13 protein-coding genes are annotated in these 16674 nt (G+C 56.4%); 1 reads left to right on the top strand and 12 read right to left on the bottom strand.

What is annotated here, in order from left to right:
- Positions 1-310: 310 nt before the first annotated feature.
- From K341_RS0108325 to K341_RS0108270, 12 genes are all read right to left on the bottom strand, one after another.
- A complete protein-coding gene (locus K341_RS0108325) occupies positions 311-952 on the bottom strand; it encodes a hypothetical protein (RefSeq protein WP_026762484.1) in 642 nt (213 codons plus the stop codon).
- On the bottom strand, positions 927-7097 hold the full coding sequence (locus tag K341_RS11725; protein ID WP_248676895.1) for a hemagglutinin repeat-containing protein: 6171 nt from the start codon (positions 7095-7097) through the stop codon (positions 927-929). The genes K341_RS0108325 and K341_RS11725 overlap by 26 nt, the downstream gene beginning before the upstream one ends.
- Before the next feature lie 69 nt (positions 7098-7166).
- Positions 7167-8747 carry a ShlB/FhaC/HecB family hemolysin secretion/activation protein gene (locus K341_RS0108315; protein ID WP_248676894.1) on the bottom strand — a complete coding sequence of 527 codons (1581 nt, stop codon included), beginning with the start codon at positions 8745-8747 and terminating at the stop codon, positions 7167-7169.
- Between the two features lie 252 nt (positions 8748-8999).
- A complete protein-coding gene (locus tag K341_RS0108310) occupies positions 9000-9437 on the bottom strand; it encodes a F0F1 ATP synthase subunit epsilon (RefSeq protein WP_009349331.1) in 438 nt (145 codons plus the stop codon).
- Positions 9438-9440: 3 nt separating this feature from the next.
- Complete coding sequence (atpD, locus tag K341_RS0108305; protein ID WP_009349332.1) at positions 9441-10853, bottom strand: F0F1 ATP synthase subunit beta; 1413 nt, start codon at positions 10851-10853, stop codon at positions 9441-9443.
- Between the two features lie 48 nt (positions 10854-10901).
- Positions 10902-11750, bottom strand: a complete 849-nt coding sequence (atpG, locus tag K341_RS0108300) for an ATP synthase F1 subunit gamma (RefSeq protein WP_026762482.1) — start codon at positions 11748-11750, stop codon at positions 10902-10904.
- An 18-nt stretch (positions 11751-11768) separates the two neighbouring features.
- The gene (gene atpA, locus K341_RS0108295) at positions 11769-13286 is read right to left on the bottom strand and encodes a F0F1 ATP synthase subunit alpha (protein WP_026762481.1); all 1518 of its coding nucleotides are present in this window, start codon (positions 13284-13286) and stop codon (positions 11769-11771) included.
- A 17-nt stretch (positions 13287-13303) separates the two neighbouring features.
- Positions 13304-13843: an ATP synthase F1 subunit delta gene (gene atpH / locus K341_RS0108290; RefSeq protein WP_009439555.1), complete on the bottom strand. Its 540-nt coding sequence runs from the start codon at positions 13841-13843 to the stop codon at positions 13304-13306.
- On the bottom strand, positions 13837-14340 hold the full coding sequence (atpF, locus tag K341_RS0108285) for a F0F1 ATP synthase subunit B (protein ID WP_009349336.1): 504 nt from the start codon (positions 14338-14340) through the stop codon (positions 13837-13839). Before atpF ends, atpH begins: the two co-directional genes overlap by 7 nt.
- 35 nt (positions 14341-14375) lie before the next feature.
- The gene (atpE, locus tag K341_RS0108280; protein ID WP_009349337.1) at positions 14376-14627 is read right to left on the bottom strand and encodes a F0F1 ATP synthase subunit C; all 252 of its coding nucleotides are present in this window, start codon (positions 14625-14627) and stop codon (positions 14376-14378) included.
- A 67-nt stretch (positions 14628-14694) separates the two neighbouring features.
- Positions 14695-15366 carry a F0F1 ATP synthase subunit A gene (atpB, locus tag K341_RS0108275; protein WP_009439476.1) on the bottom strand — a complete coding sequence of 224 codons (672 nt, stop codon included), beginning with the start codon at positions 15364-15366 and terminating at the stop codon, positions 14695-14697.
- Positions 15367-15411: 45 nt separating this feature from the next.
- Positions 15412-15786, bottom strand: a complete 375-nt coding sequence (locus tag K341_RS0108270) for a hypothetical protein (protein ID WP_009439297.1) — start codon at positions 15784-15786, stop codon at positions 15412-15414.
- Positions 15787-16184: 398 nt separating this feature from the next.
- Between K341_RS0108270 and K341_RS0108265 the strand changes: the two genes are divergently transcribed.
- Positions 16185-16445, top strand: coding sequence for a hypothetical protein (locus tag K341_RS0108265; protein ID WP_009439338.1), 261 nt, complete (start codon positions 16185-16187; stop codon positions 16443-16445).
- Positions 16446-16674: the final 229 nt, after the last annotated feature.

The raw sequence follows: 16674 nt of genomic DNA, 5'->3' as shown, positions 1-16674 counted from the left end.
GGGGCAATAGCAGATTTGGTTGTGCTTGCCGCATCGCCTTGGGCGGGGACGGAAAGAACGGGCGTGAGCCCTTTCATGTTGTAGCCTTCTCCTGCACCGTATGCACCGTCTGTGAATTTACGGTAGGAAAGCCCCTTGTTGCTCACGCTGTAAGAGGAACTGTTCTCTATAGGTGATACGAATACCTGCGGAATTGGAGCGTTCTTTGGTCACGGCCTTTGCATTGTTTTCTGGGGCATAGCTTCGACCTATTGACCAGTCCCCCTATAGAGATCTTCTGAAGCCCCTGATAGTTAAACAGCTTTTGGAGTCAAGTAATCCCTCGTTTCCACCAACCGATCATATAGTCAACAGGTTGAAAAAAGAATCCATAGGGATCTGCAGCCCGTGGTTGAGGACAAACAATAACGCCGTCGCCTTCTTTTCGTTCTAATTCGCCATAAACTCTCCGCGCATCTTCTGATAACTCCTCAATATGATTGACAATGGTTAAACGCCCGTCATACCATCGCTTTTTATGGCGTATCATAAGATAAATATCATTTTTATCTTTTGGTTCTTTTAAATCAGTATCAAATCCGTAGTCTTTTTCCGTCGCCGTCTGAGTGGCCTGTAAATCTTGAATATCCTCATCCGTTAGTTCTGGATTAAATACCTTTATATTATCTGTTACACAATCCAACGCCCAAAAGCCATAGTTATCAATGAAGTACAGCACCCCGTCTTCTTCTTTGAACACTTGTAGAGATCTGGTAATTCTTCCGGCTGCATATATTTCACAATCTTTTGCGTACACATAATAATCCCCCGGCAAAAAAAGCCACGCCACCAAGTAATATGTATATCCGAAAATATAATATGCGACGATGGTACTGGGCAAAATTAATATTACAATACAAGCGCATCTTATATGCTTAGGCAGCTTTTTAAAGTTTCTCATGAATCGTCGCATGTATATTCGCCTTCCATGTATAGGGACGAATCTCGCCCTTCTTTTGTAGATCATAGGCAATATTATTTCCCATTTCTACAATTTTCTTCCACCCGTCTAATGTTAAATGCTCGAAATTATACAAATCTTCAGCTACTCCTTCTACCGTATATGTATTATCCATATTATGTGTTATAGTTATTGCTAACTTAATAGTACCAAATGTTAGCCATGGGTCAATACCACCTGACGCATTCATTTTGACGCTCGTGAAACGGGTTTCACTACTCCCAACAGGAATAGCCCGCCCTCTTGTTCTAATTTCATCTATAAAGTCTTGACTATGTACGATCTCATATGACACCACGGAGTCCTCTGAAAAATATAAACTTTCTCCTTCGCCATAACGAGCATAAAGATATGCTGAAGGTGCCAAGAGTAAACCGCGGGAAAGTACATTTGTAGCAACTAAGTCTGTAGCTATCCCTACAGCTTTAGTAGTCACAGACGATTCTTCTGTAGCATAATTCGTCTTAGGGATCTCACTATTCATCTTAACTTCTGCTGCTCTTTCTGCGACATGATAATCGTTAGACGGTATAACGCCTTCGGCGTATCCATTAACTTCTAGATCATGTCTCTTTTGATTGGCCAATGCGAATAATGCAGGATCCATACAGACAATATTATTTAATGTATAGTTCAAGCCTCCGTCTAACCAATATTTCTTATCCTCTGGAATTAAACACTCCAGTAATGGATAAAGAGAAGCCGTTATTCTTTGGTCATCTCCCTCTCCGGTCATTCCATGTTGGTCGTAGTAATTACTTAGCGCATAATATTTAGCTAATACTTCATTGATTTTTTCTTGATCTCGGCTTTCCAATGCCTCACTTAATTCATGAACAAAGTCATTCTGTTCTGCTCCTAGCCAATTATTCTTCGTCCCACTTGTTGCCGCAGATGCCCCCGCGCCCGCCGTTCCGCCGACTGCCTTGGCTGCTGCCGCACCGATGATGGCACTCACGATTTGTGCTGCGCCCGGGTCATGCTTGGCAATCTTGTCGATTTCCTTGATCACGGCTTCGTTCAGTCCCGCTCCTACAGCACCCGAAGTGAAGCCCACGCCCGTGATGCGGCTCATGATGCCGCCGATGGCTGCGTGAACAAGGATCTTTCTGCCGCTCCCGTCGTCTTTCATGTTATGGGCGAGTCGGTATGCCTCTTCGCCGAAGACGGCGGCAAGTTCCTGCTGTTCTTCTATTTTCTTCTTGTCAAAGATTCTCCCGAGCTCGTTCAGTGCATTACTTGTGTTTCTGCTAAGGTCTGAGAGGTCTTGATTCGGGTTTTTACGCACGTCAATACTGCCCGGGGCAATAGCAGATTTGGTTGTGCTTGCCGCATCGCCTTGGGCGGGGACGGAAAGAACGGGCGTGAGCCCTTTCATGTTGTAGCCTTCTCCTGCGCCGTATGCACCGCTTGCGAATTTACGGTACGAAAGCCCTTTGCTGCTCGCGCTGTAAGAGGCACTGTTCTCTATGTTTCCATAGGTGAGGTTTTCCGTGGAGAGCGTGTTCTTATCGGAAGCCGCTTCGCTTGCGATAACAGCGCCCTTGAGGTCGGTGTTCTTCTTTACATGAATGTGGAAGCCGTCTGCGCCTGCATAGATGCCTGCCTGCCCTGTGGTGCTCTTCCAGTTGGAGTGGATCTTCCCTTTGCTGTAGGAGGCGGCGATGTCGGGATCGTTGGTGTTGATCCCGCCGCTCATGGATGCGCTGATGTTGAAGCCCGACGAGGAGTTTTTCTCTCTGTAGTCGTCTTTTTCCTGCAGGCTCTCGATGTTGAGATTGCCGCCGACCTTCATATTGACCTTTTTGCCAGATGCCTGCGAGCCGATGATGTTGGTATCTGCGCCCGAGGTCATGGAGAGTTTTTCTTGTGCTTGTATGATGGCAGGTGTATAGGTTGTGCGGTCTCCGATGCCGTCACTGGCGGCGCGTTCTGCGTTGATGCCGACACTCGTGATCCCTGCACCAAAGGTGTAGGTGGCACTGACCCCTGCGGAGCTCGAGCGTTCTTTGGTCACGGTATGTGTGGTATTCTCTGCGGCGCGCAGGTCGATATTTTTCTTCGCCTCCAGTGTGACGTTCTTTCCTTGAAGGGTGCCGCCCGTCATGGAGATGTCCTTTTCACGCGCACGAAGGGAGAGGTCGGTGCCGGCCTCTATTTTGCTGCCTGTATTCTCGTACGAGAGGATCTCCGTCGTGCTCGATGAGCGCGAGCTGCCGAGTCCTATATTGAGTCCGAATGCATTCTTTCCTTTGAGGAGTTCTTTGTATCTCGCTATGCCGTCCGCAGGCTTCTTCGTGAGGTCATAGAGTTTTCTGCCGATTTCCCATGCGTACAGTCCTCTCAACCGATCATCCCGGACTGCGCCGATGCGCCGCACAGGACGTGCAATGTCATTGTAGGTATCCATGACCGCTCCGCCAAGGCTGATAGAAAGCCCTGACTGCGATACTTCGTGCGTATACTTTTCCTTGATGATGTTGTCTTTGCCGTCAAGTTTAACGCCTGCGGCAGTGATACTTGCATCCTTGCCCGCATAGAGTGCGGCGTTGGTGAGGTGTGCGTCCTGATCCGCTGAGATGCTGATGCTGCCGGTTGCGGCGATGGTGGTGCCCCGCCGGGTGAGGGCGTCTCCTTCGTAGGTGTCGGTGGTCTTCTTGGTGCCGATAAAGACGCCGAATCCCTGTCCCATGATGCCGGATTTCTTGACGCTCTTATAGTTCTCGGTGATGTCTCTCCGCGCTTCGGGGGTGAGGCTGACGGTGCCTTTTGCACGAACTGCGGCGTTCTCATCTGCAGCGATGTTCGCGGCTCTAAGTTCGATGTCGTTATCCGCTGCGATGTCGACGTTCTTTCCGCTGATCGTTGTTCCTATGGCATGGTCGCTCTCGCGGCGCGATCGGACGGTGGTTTTGGTACTCGAAAGAAGCCCTTGGGATTTGTATTTGATCCCATAGGCGTCGTCCGAGATTTCCCTCCCTGCGGTGAGGGAGATGTCTTTGTCTGCGTTGAGGGTGACGCTGCCCTCGTCGCTGCGGATGTAGGCGGCGCGTGCTTCGATGTTTTCTCCCGCATGGAGAGAGACGTCGCTGCCCGCTTTGATCGTTGTGCCGAGCTCTGTGCTCCGCTTGGTACGAAGATAGTTATCTCCGCTCTGGGTCATGTCTTTATCTGCGGAGAGGGTATCTGTCGTGAGGCGAATGTTCTCTCCCGCGTTGACTATTACGGCAGCATTCTTTCCTCCCGCGGAGAGGGTCGCGCCCTTGAGATCGATGTCCTTTTGGGCGTCCAAAGTGAGCGTACCGTCATCTCCCGTGACGGAGATATCTGCCATACGCCGGACGACGTCTTGATGGGCGAAATGCTCGATGTTGTTTTCAGAGGAAATGCTTCCACCCGCGGTGAGTTCTGCTTTTCTTTCTGCGGTGATGCTGCCGTTTTGACGGATGTCGCCGCTCGTTTTGACGACTGCCGTCCCCGCGTAGATATCTCCCTCGTTTGCAAAGGTCTTCGCATCCACGCGAAGATCCTCTTTGCCAAGGATGAGTCCCGCGTTATGAACATCCTCCTGCGTTTGAATGTCGATGCTGCGCGCGCTGATGATGCTGCCGTCGGGGCTGAGTGTGAGCCCATTGGTCGATGTGAAGTAGACGTGCGGCACGAGGACTTTTTCGCGGATGCCGCCCACTTCTACTTCCTGCTCTTCGATCCAGATGATGTCGCTCTTCAACTTTGCGATCTGTTCTTTGGAGAGGGCAATGCCCGGCGCAAGCTGCAAATCTTTGGCGGCTGCGATGCCCGCGTCCATGAGTGCCTTGATCGCGGCGTCGGCATCTTCATCCCCGCCCGGGATTGTGCCTGTACGCTGCAATATCTGATCAATGATCAGCCGCCGCTCGTAGAATCCGTCGCCGAGGCGTTTCTGTATCTTGTCGGGATCCCATTTGAGCTGTTCGAGCATGTAGTCCGAGGAGAGGAACCTCTTCTTATCCGTAAAGGCGGGATCGGTCTCGATGAGATACTTCGCTCCGGGTTCGGGATGGAGCTTGAAAAGCGCGCCCGGATCCTTGAGCGTGGTGATACCGTCGCCGAGGCGCAGGTGTTCCTGCGCGGTCTTATCGATGGAGAAGGGATCGAGAAAGCCGTTCACGTTCCTGCGGGTTGCGAGGGTGACGTCTTCTTTATCCCCCAATGCTGCGATGCCGAGGGAGCGCGGCTGTGCGTCTTCTGCCTGCGGGGTCATGAAGACGGCCCTGCGGTATTTGCGTACATGGCCTTTATGAATACGGTTTCTCCGATCGGTATAACTCGCCCGTGTATAGCCGAATGTGACGGTTCTCCGGTCGGTCTGCGCCGCAATATTGTCTGTCGCCCCCGTGATGCTGAGATGTTTCCCGGCGACGACTTGGCTGTTGTCATTTACGAGGCTGCCGGCAACGGTAAGATTGCCGCCGCTCTCGATGACACCGGCATTCGTCATGCGAAGTGCGTTCTCGGAGGTCTGGGTCTGGGTGTGGATAAAGGTACACAGCTGGAATTTGTCGGGATTGCCCCGGTGGTATGCACCGTATCCGTTATCTATTTTATCAAATTCGCCGGCGTCAAAGGTCTGTCCCTCCTCGCGGTTGCCGGGCTCGTCGATACGGATGCGCACGGGGTTGCTCCGCAGGGGACTGACAACGCGCTGGACGGAAAACGCGCTGTTCTCGTTCCGAACGGTCGGCGCGGTGATGCGCATATTGCCGCCGCTCTCGATGCGCCCGCCGCTGTTCACGACGGCATCTTTGGCATTGAGTGTCATGTCGCTGCCGTTGTAGAGAATGCTGTCGGCGCTGTTTTTGATCGTTCCCGCTTCTACGCTGAGGTTCCTGCGCGCGGCAACGGCGCTCGCTTCATGGTTTGCGAGTGCTGTGCGTGCGGCTTCTGTGCGTTCTCGCTGCTGTTCATAGGCTGCGGTCGCTTCTTTGATATCCAGTTGATACCTGCGCTGCGCTCTTACGCCGCGCAGCTGCGTGACGTCCTGCCGAACGACGGCGTCGAGGGCTTCGGATTTCTCTTTGAGGAGACGAACTTCTTTTTGGAGGTTTTGCTCCGGCGCTTCGTTTCTCTGATTGACAAGTGTATCTGCTTTGATGGAGATGTCATTTCCGTAGATGCGGCCGCCTTCGTCGAGCTGTATCTTCTCGGCGGTTACCGCTGTGCTCCCGCCGCTGTTGATGAGCCCCGTGACATGCAGTGTGCCGTCGGCGTCGATGGCAGCGGCTTCGGAGGCGACGAGTTTGCCGCCCATGTTGACGCCGAGGCCTTTCTCCGTGCCGACGAGACGGATCTTGTTTGCGTACATGCCGCCGACGGCTGCAGCGTCGAGAGTAACGGTCGGCGTTTCGCCGGTGCCTTCGATCGGCGCTGCGGTAAGACTGCCATAGGAGATGTCGTTCGCGCCGCCGATGTGCGTTGTGTGATTGGCGAAGATGTCGGCGTTGATTCGCTCGGCACGGGTGAGGACTTCGAGGCTGTTTGCGCCGCGGGCGTCGATTCCTTTCCCCTCAAAGGAAACGGCTCCCTCGGTGACGCGAATGCGGTCAAGGGAACCGTCTCTTCCAAACTCTGGACGCCCTGTGGTGAGCACCGCCCGATCCGTGTTGATAAAGCCGCCGCCGTTGACACGGATGCCGTTTTCGTTGGCAATGACGACGTCGGCTCTGCCGCCCGCGACTTCGAGGAAGCCGTTCATGTTGGTGATGCCTGCGCCCGTTACCTGGTTCACGATGATCTGCGCGGGACCATAGGCGAGGTTCGGGTTGCGGTCAATCCAGCCCGCAAGTTCGGTTCTGGAAATGGTATAGCCGTTGTTGAGGATGAGTCCTGCGGGATCGATGCTGAGTTCGCTGTACTCGTTGATGGAGACGCCCGCGCCGTTCCTTGCTGCGATGTTGACGACGGGGATGCCGTTATCTGCTGACGTGACGATGGGACGCCGCTCTTCGGGGGCTGCCTCGTCGGGGACGGCCGCCGCGAAGCTGATCTGCTGAAATGTGAACATCCCGAGCGTTAGATAGGCTGCGATGCGCTTTGCGAGTATCTTTTTGCGGATCATGGGGGCGTCCTCTCTTTTGTCCTGATGTGTGTATACGTCTTATATCAATATCTTAAAAATCCCGGGCGTCTAAAATTTCAACGCGGCGCGGAATCCCGTGGTCATGCGATCGGCGGGAAATCCCGGGGGGCGCCGGATCGGTGCGGCAATGAAGAGGTCATAGGTGAAGTCCTTCGCGACGGCACCGCGCACGCCGAGCACCGCGCCCATGAGGCTGTGGCCGAACTGTGTCTCTACGCTTGGTCCGTAGATCATGCCGAGGTCAAGACCGATGTAAAGGCTCGCGTCGAGTTCCTGGAAGTATGCGGCGATTTCATTCTGCCAGTACCAGCCGCTCTCTCCCGTAAGCGTATATTCTCCGTCAAATCCCCGCACGGTATAGCGTCCGCCGATGCTCACCATGTCTGCGCCGTAGAGCCGTTTTCCTTCGGCAGTCCACTGTCCGTGAAAGGAGGATGTAAAAGTGCCCCGGCGTTTTCCCATCGGGATGGGTTTTTGGTAGTCGAGATCGAGCAGCCACATCCGATATCTTGACTTCGGGGCGTCGGGATGCGGGTTTTCTCTCTGGGCGCCGAACCAATCGACGCCCATGCGGTGCGACAGCCGCCCAAAGAGCTGTGCGCTGCCGATATTCTGCTTTTGAGAGATGCCGAACTCCAGGGAGGTCATCTTTTTGTCCTGGATGGGAATGCGCACGCCGTTGATGCTTTGTTCCGAATCTCTCTTTCGGATGCTCACTTCAAATGCCGTTTTTCCGGTCTGCGTCCGGGATAGAACCCGGTTCCATGTCAGCCTGGTCGTACGCGATGCACCGCCGCTGACGAACGGATACGGCCGCACGTGCACAGTCTGCCGGTAATCGCTCCGATAATGCGAAAGAGAGAGGGTATCGTAACCGAGCGGAACGGCATAGTAGAAGTTCTTGCCGCGCGTGCCCCTCCGATAGCCGTCATGGGCGCCGTCCAGGTCAAAGCCAAGACGCAGGAGATCGCTCGCGCCCGTGGGGCTGTCGATGCCGAGTGTAAAGCCTGCCTGCAATTTCCCTGTGGCGTCAAGTCCCGAGTTGTCGACGGAAAGGATGCCGAAGACGTTTCTCCCGCGCTGCACGGTGAGTTCCACATCGCTGTATCCCTCCCGGTTGGAGGGAATGAGGCGGATGTCGACGCGCTGCGACGATACTTTGTGCATCTGCTCGACGCCCTGCTCGAGGGCGCGCAGGTTCAAAACGTCTCCCTTACGTATGGGAAAGGAATTCCTCCACGGGATGTGCGGGCTGCCCTCGGCATACTTCATCTCGCCCATGTATCCGATCCGGAGGTCGAGGACGAGATATCCGCCCCTGAGGTTCTGCTCCGGCAGTGTAACGCGCGTGGTGACATAGCCGCGCGCCAGCAGCTTTTGATTGAGTTCGCGCAGCAGCGTGTTGACAGCGCTCAGATCCAGCTCTCTGCCTTCGTATTGTTTTGTGATGCGCGTGAGGAAGTTCCATCGATCGGCGGCATTTCGCAATGTGATTTCGTTGATGAGAAAGGTCTGCCCGTTCGGTGCTGTCTCTGCCGGCTGTGCCTGTACGTCTCCCGGGGTCAGATGTATGGAAGGTTCCCGGCGTCGGGCTTCCCGTTCGTCCTCCTGTCGACGTGCCTCGTCCAACTGTTCCTGCCGGCTGCCGTCCCCCGGTGCGGCATAAACGTGACTTGCTGTTCCGGACAGCGCGAGTGCACAAAATACAGCGCAACAGATCTGACGATTCGTACATGCACCTCTCAGTTTCCTCTATCATCATTTCTATTGTATAATAATACAAAGCACTGCACAATAAGGCAAATATCCTAATTGTATAACAATTCGGTAAAGCACAAAAACACCCCCGCCGCATCTGTGCAGCGAGGGTGTTTTCTTCTTTTACGCCTTTACGGCTGTATGCGTTGCCTGCAGGCGTGCGACGGCGCGCTTGAGGGCAAGCGCGGCGCGATGCTCGTCAATAGCCGCACCGCCGTCCTCCACGCCGCCTTCACGCAGACGTTTGAGACGTGCCTGTGCGCGGTCATAAGCGCGCTGGGCACGGTTGATGTCGATCTCGTCCGGCTCTTCGGCAGCCGTGGCGAGGACGGTGATCTTCTCCGGGGTGACTTCCATGAAGCCGCCCGCAACTGCAAAGAGCTGCTCGGTACCGCCGTCGACATGGATCTTCATGGCATGCGGCTGAAGTCCCGTCACGAGGGGGATGTGCTTCGGCAGGATGCCGATCTCGCCGCCCGTGGAGCGGGCGATGAGCATGTCGATATCGGCGGCGTAGACCACGCGGTCGGGAGAGACAATCTCCAGCTGGATGGTCGCCATCGATTATTCCTCCTCTTTGAGTTTCTTCGCCTTCTCGATGGCCTCCTCAATGCCGCCGACCATGTAGAACGCCGCCTCGGGGAGCTCGTCGTACTTGCCGTCGAGGATCTCTCTGAAACCGCGGATCGTGTCCTTGAGCGCGACGTATTTGCCCGGCGAACCGGTAAAGACCTCGGCAACCGCGAACGGCTGCGAGAGGAAGCGCTGGATCTTGCGCGCGCGCGAAACGGTCAGCTTATCCTCGTCGGAGAGTTCCTCCATGCCGAGGATGGCGATGATGTCCTGCAGCTCTTTGTACTTCTGCAGAACCGCCTGCACGCCGCGCGCGACCTCGTAGTGCTCCTGACCAATGACGTTCGGGTCGAGGATACGCGAGGTGGAGTCGAGCGGGTCGACGGCGGGATAGATGCCGAGCTCCGCGATCTGACGGGAGAGAACGGTCGTCGCATCGAGATGCGTGAACGTTGCCGCCGGCGCGGGGTCGGTGAGGTCGTCCGCGGGAACGTAGACCGCCTGCACGGACGTGATGGAGCCCTTCTTTGTAGACGTGATGCGCTCCTGCAGAGCGCCGACGTCGGTCGTCAGCGTCGGCTGATAGCCGACGGCGGACGGCATACGTCCGAGCAGCGCCGAGACCTCGGAACCTGCCTGGATGAAACGGAAGATGTTGTCGATGAAGAGCAGCACGTCCTGTCCCTGCACGTCGCGGAAGTACTCCGCCATCGTGAGCCCCGTCAGCGCGACGCGCATACGCGCGCCGGGCGGCTCGTTCATCTGGCCATAGACGAGCGCGGTCTTGTCGATAACGCCCGACTCGGTCATCTCCGACCAGAGGTCATTGCCCTCGCGGGTACGCTCGCCGACGCCGGCAAAGACGGAATAGCCGCCGTGCTCGGTCGCGATGTTGTGGATCAGCTCCATGATGAGAACCGTCTTGCCGACGCCCGCACCGCCAAAGAGTCCGACCTTACCGCCGCGCGAATACGGGGCGATGAGGTCGACGACCTTGATGCCGGTCTCGAGGATCTGGGTCGACGTTTCCTGGTCGTCGAACTTCGGCGCGGGACGGTGAATCGGCCACGATTCCGTATTCCCGACGGGTGCCGGGTTGTGGTCGACCGTCTCGCCGAGGACGTTAAAGACGCGTCCAAGCGTTGCCTCGCCGACGGGCACCTTGATCGGGGAACCGGTGTCCTCCGCCGCCATGCCGCGCATGAGTCCGTCGGTGGAGCTCATCGCGATGCAGCGCGTGACACTGTCGCCGAGATGCTGCATGACTTCGACCGTGAGATGAATCTCCCGATCTGCCGCTTTGCCGTCGATCTTGATGGCGCTCAGTATCTCCGGCAGTTCACCCGCCGGAAATTCAATATCTACGACAGGTCCGATGACCTGTACGACTTTACCTTTTGCCAATGGAAAACCTCCTTACCTCCATGCCGCAAAATGCTGCGTACATGGGCGTCACTTGAGTGCCTCGGCGCCGCCGACGATTTCGTTGATCTCGTTCGTGATGCCCGCCTGTCGCACTTTGTTGTAGTACAGATCGAGCTTCCCGATGAGTTCGCCGGCGTTGTCCGTTGCGTTGCTCATCGCGTTCATGCGCGAGGAGAGTTCGCTGGCTGCCGACTGGAGGAGCGCCGCATAGATGGTCGTGAAGAGGTACTGCGGCAGGAGATGCCCCAGTACGGTCTCCGCATCCGGCTCATAGATGTACTGTGCACGCGGCTGTCCGTCGTCCTCCGGCGCTTCGAACGGGAGGAGTTTCACAGCCTCCGGCACGCAGGTGATCGCCGAGACAAAACGCGTGTAGATCATGTAGACTTCCTTGATGCCGCCCTCCGAAAAGGCTGTGATCAGTTCGTCCGCGATCTTTTGTGCGTGCTGTGCGCGCGGCTTTTCGCTGATGCCGATGTGCTCGCTCACGATGTCAAAGGAGCGATTTTTGAAGAAATCGCGCGCCTTGCGCCCGACGGTGACAATCTGCGTGTTCGCCTTGTCCTCGACCAGCGCCATGGCCGCCTTCAGCGCGTTGCTCGAATAGGCGCCCGCGAGACCTTTGTCCGCCGCCATGACGAGGATGAGACGCTTGCCGCTCTCATGCCGCTCGAGCAGGGGATGCGATACGTCGTCCGCCGCAGCCGCGACGCTCCGAATGACCGCCGCGGTCTTTTCCGCGTACGGACGGTTCGCATTGGCCGCCTCCTTGGCACGGCGCAGACGCGAGGTCGCGACCATGTCCATGGCGTTCGTGATCTGCTGGATGCTCTTGACGCTTCGAATGCGACGACGAATGTCTTGTAAATTGGCCATTTCGTGTCACCTCTCTCCTTACGCTTCTTTGTAGGAGATGGTGTCCTTGAACTCCCCGATCGCCTGCGTGATCTCCGCTTCGATGGCATCGTCCAGTTTCTGCTGGCTCGTAATCGTCGCCGCGATGTTCGGATGCGTTGCCCGCATGAACTTGATGAAGTCCGTGTGGAACGTGACGACCTTGTCCACGGGGATGTCCGTGAGGTGTCCGCGCACCGCCGTGAAGATGACGAGCACCTGCTCGGCAACGGAGAGCGGGCTGTACTGCGACTGCTTCAGCGTCTCGACCATGCGTGCGCCGCGGTCGAGCTGTGCCTTTGTCGCTTTATCGAGGTCGGAGCCGAACTGCGCGAATGCCGCAAGCTCGCGGTACTGCGCGAGATCGAGACGCATCGTGCCCGCGACCTGCTTCATCGCCTTGATCTGTGCGGAACCGCCGACACGGGAGACCGAGAGACCGACGCTGATCGCGGGGCGGATGCCCGAGTAGAACGAGTCGGTATCGAGCATGATCTGACCGTCTGTGATCGAGATGACGTTCGTCGGGATGTACGCCGAAAGGTCGCCCGCGAGCGTCTCGATGATCGGCAGCGCCGTGATGGAGCCTGCGCCGAGTGCGTCGGAGAGTTTCGCCGCGCGCTCGAGGAGGCGGGAGTGTAAGTAGAACACGTCACCCGGATATGCTTCGCGTCCCGGCGGACGGCGGAGCAGCAGCGACATGGCGCGGTACGCAGCCGCGTGTTTCGAGAGGTCGTCATAGACGCAGAGCGCATGACCGCCTTTATACATGAAGTACTCCGCCATCGCAACGCCCGCATAGGGAGCGAGGTACTGCAGCGGCGCGCTGTCCGCCGCCGTTGCGGCGACGACGATCGTGTACTCCATAGCGCCGCCGTCTTCGAGTGTCTTGACAACGCGCGCGACGGTCGATGCCTTCTGACCGATGGCGACGTAGACGCAGATACAGTTCTGTCCCTTTTGGTTCAGAATCGTATCGACGGCAATCGCCGTCTTGCCCGTGCCGCGGTCGCCGATGATCAGCTCGCGCTGTCCGCGGCCGATCGGCACGAGGGCGTCGATCGCCTTCAGACCCGTCTGGAGCGGCTCGTGGACGCTCTTGCGGTCCGCGATACCGGGCGCGGGCGACTCGACCGGGCGGAACTCCTTCGTGTCGATGGGGCCCTTGCCGTCGATGGGGCGTCCGAGCGCGTCCACGACGCGGCCGATCATCGCCTCGCCGACAGGCACCTGCATGATGCGCCCCGTGCGCTTGACGGTGTCGCCTTCCTTGATGAGGGCTTCGCCGCCGAGAAGCACGGCGCCGACGCTCTCCTGCTCGAGGTTCAGAACCAGTCCGTACACCTCGTTGCCAAAGTCGAGCAGCTCGCCCGCCATCGCCTTGTCAAGGCCGTAGATGTGGGCAATGCCGTCGCCGACCTCAAGAACTGTGCCGACGTCGTTGACGTTCAGATCGACGTCGTAGTTCTTGATTCGTTCCTTAATTATGGAAGTAATCTCTTCCGGATTCATTTTCATATTTCGCTGTCACCCCGCTAGTTCGCCATTAACTCTGCCGTCATTGCCTCGAGACGTCCTTTGATGCTGCCGTCGATGCGGCGGTCGCCGATGCGCACCACCACACCGCCGATGAGCGAGGGGTCGCGGTGCCGGCGCAGGGATACCTGTTTGCCCGTGACGCTCTCGAGCTTTTTGCGCAGCTCTTCGATCTGCGCCTCGTCCGGTTCGCCTGCCGTCGTGACGTCCGCCACGGCGATGCCGAGTTTCTCGTTCGAGAGTTCGTTAAAGATGGCGCTGATGGCTTCGAACACATGCATACGCCTCTTGTCCACGAGCAGCAGCAGGAAGTTCAGAACGTGCTCGTGAACGCCGCCCTCGAAGACCTCCTTCAGGAGGGATTTCTTATCCTCCGGCTGGAAGTTCGGATTGCTGAGGTAGGATTTCAGCTCCGGACATTCGGTATAAAGACGCTGTACCTTCGAAATATCCTCGCCGAACTCCTTCAGCTTGTCTTCCTCGCACGCCAGTTCAAAGATCGCGCGGGCATATTTGCGTGCAAGCTCCATGTTCAGCATGTCGCATCACCAATCTTATGCGCGTCGAGTTTCGCGATAAACTCGCCGATGATGGCGTCGTTGTCCGATTTCTCCAGATTCTTCTGCACGATCTTGCCCGCGGCCGCGAGCGCCAGTGTGACAACCTCGCCCTTTAACTGCTCGACGGCGTGGGCGCGTTCGCGCTCCATCTGCTGCTCCGCCGCCTTCTTCATCTGCTCGATCTCGCGTTTGGTCGCCTGAATGCTCGCCTCATGCTCTTCGCTGGCACGCTTCTCGGCGAGATCCATGATCTCCTGCGCCTTTGTACGCGCCCCTGCAAGCTCCGCCTTGTAGGCTTCGAGCGTCTTTGCCGCCTCGGCGGCGTCGGCGTCAGCCTTGTCGATGCTCGCGGCGATCCTGTCCTCGCGCTCTTTGAGAATCTTGAGCACAGGTTTATACGCCACCGCACGCAGGAGAATAACGAGGATGAGGAAGTTCAGTATCTGAGCAAAAAAAGTCGAATTAAGCTCTATCAATTACGCTGCCTCCTTTGCACATATCCTCCCGGGACTTATTTCATGAGCGGGTTGGCATAGAGCATGATGAGCGCAACGACCGTAGCGATGATCGCCATCGCCTCGATCAGACCGACGGAGATGAGTGTATTCGTAAAGAGAACGCCCTTTGCCTCAGGCTGACGCGTGATGCCCTCGATGAACTTGCTCGTAACGAGACCGTCGCCGATGCCCGCGCCAATCGCCGCCAGACCCATCGTAATGCCCGCACCGATCAGAGCAGCTGCTACCATGATTGCGTTTTCCATTGAGAAAATCCTCCTTAAATTTTGAACCTAAAATTTTTAATACATCAAAGTCAATGCGAGGAGCAAATTAGTGCTCGTCCTCTTTGACCGCATTAGCAAGATACGCCATCGACAGCATCGTAAAGATGACCGCCTGTACTCCGCCGATGAAGATACTGAACGCGAGCCACAGAACCGAGGGCACCGGCATCCAGATCGGCATGAGTTTGAGCAGGACGATGATGAGAATCTCGCCCGCCAGAATGTTGCCGAAAAGACGGAACGCCAGCGTGATCGGCTTTGCGACCTCTTCGATCGCGTTGATGATCACGAACACCGGGGTCGGCTGAAAGAAGTGGGCGATGTAATGCCCGCCTTTCATATAGACGCCCAGCACATGAACCATGCAGATGACCAAAAGTGCTAAACCTAATGTGGTGTTCAAGTCGTTCGTCGGGGACGCCATCGTGGGAACGAGTCCTACCCAGTTCGAAACGAGCAGGAACAGAAAGAGCGTGACAATGAACGGGGACAGGAACTGACCGCGTTTCCCGAGCATCGTGTCGCTCTGCTCGGCAAGCGCCGTCACAACCATCTCGACGACGTTCTGCCAGCCGCTCGGGACGAGCTTTAGACTGCGCGTTGCAAGAAAAGCAATGAGCAGAACGATCGCCATCGTGATCCACGTCATCTCGAGCGTTTCCCAGTTGAAGGTGAGACCCGCGAACTGCACTGTTTCGCGAACACCGATTTCATGCATAACCTCTACCTCCTTACTGCGGTGAGCGGCAAAGCCGCGACCGCTTCATTTTTGACTGCCCTGCGCCGCAATGAGATGCAGCATAAAAAGCGCGTAAAAGAGGAGACATCCTCCCGCCGCCGCCCAAAAGACCGCCGGCGAAATCTGTGCGGCGGCGCTGAGTATCAAAAACAGCGTCATGAGCCGCAATGCCAGTCCCCACAGCATCTCGCGCCGCGCGCGCGCCGGCGGAAAGCCCGCACTGCGCCAAACACGATACGACATGCCCCAAAGGATTGCCGCGCCCGCCGCATAGCCCGCCAGCACGCCGCCGATGAGACGCACCTCGCCCGCCGCAAACAGCATCGCGGCAACAGAAATCGTCACCAAGAGGAGCGTACGGGCAAAGCGCCGCACAACAGGCAGTAATACGTCTTTCATATCCCTCCTCCGACAGCGCCAAAAGCGCACAAAAAACCGCGTCCCGAGCGCATCGGGGCGGGGGGTGCACAGGCACCGCCATGGTTGAATATCAGTACCTTATGACCATTCGACACAAAAAAAGAAAATCCTTCCACAATTGTATACACGCGTGGAAAGACCTCCCCCTCTGTGCCGAACACATAAGACTCGGCTATGTGAATCGCTTCGTGCGATTCATTCCCCTTATGAACTATTATAGGGGCTTATGAGAAATTCTGCAACAACATTTTAATTAATTCATTCATTTTAATGATTGAATTGCGTGAAACGCTCTGCTACAATAGGCAAAATATCCGTGTTCCGCTGCCTTCCCGCCGAAGGGAGGGCGGGGGAACCGCACTGAAAGGAGCCTACCCATGACCATCGAAGGCGCCGTCATCATCGAGCAGGGCGTCACGTTCGCCCTCATCCACGTCGACCCGAGCGTCACCACATATACCGTCAAATCTACCCAAACACGCCGCGCCCTCATGCGATTCTTCCCCGGCATGCCCATCATCCTCATGAGCCTCACGCCTGCAGGCGAGCCGCGTTACTACGGGCGCAAGGAGATCGTGGAGTTCCTCAGCGGCATCCGCCTGAACCAAATCCCGTGGAAACAGTACCATATTGTGTAGGGAGTTTTTACGCCGCGCACGCGTCCTAATTGTTGATTTTCCCTCGCAGTATACTACTCGTAGGCAATCAGTTTACCGCAAACGACGACCCCTCTAGAGAGCATGGACGCGCTCCTAGGGGGTTCTCTTTTATTGCCCGTGTATAAATGCCGTGGCAATTATGCCAAATACATTCATTGATAACGCGAAGGTAATGGCAAAGGGACAGGTCACGATACCGAAAGATGTG

It is taken from the genome of Centipeda artemidis DSM 19719 (assembly GCF_000426665.1).
Lineage (GTDB): Bacteria > Bacillota > Negativicutes > Selenomonadales > Selenomonadaceae > Centipeda > Centipeda artemidis.
The sequence above is the reverse complement of the archived record's forward strand: the minus strand, read 5'-3'. Positions and strand labels throughout refer to the sequence as shown.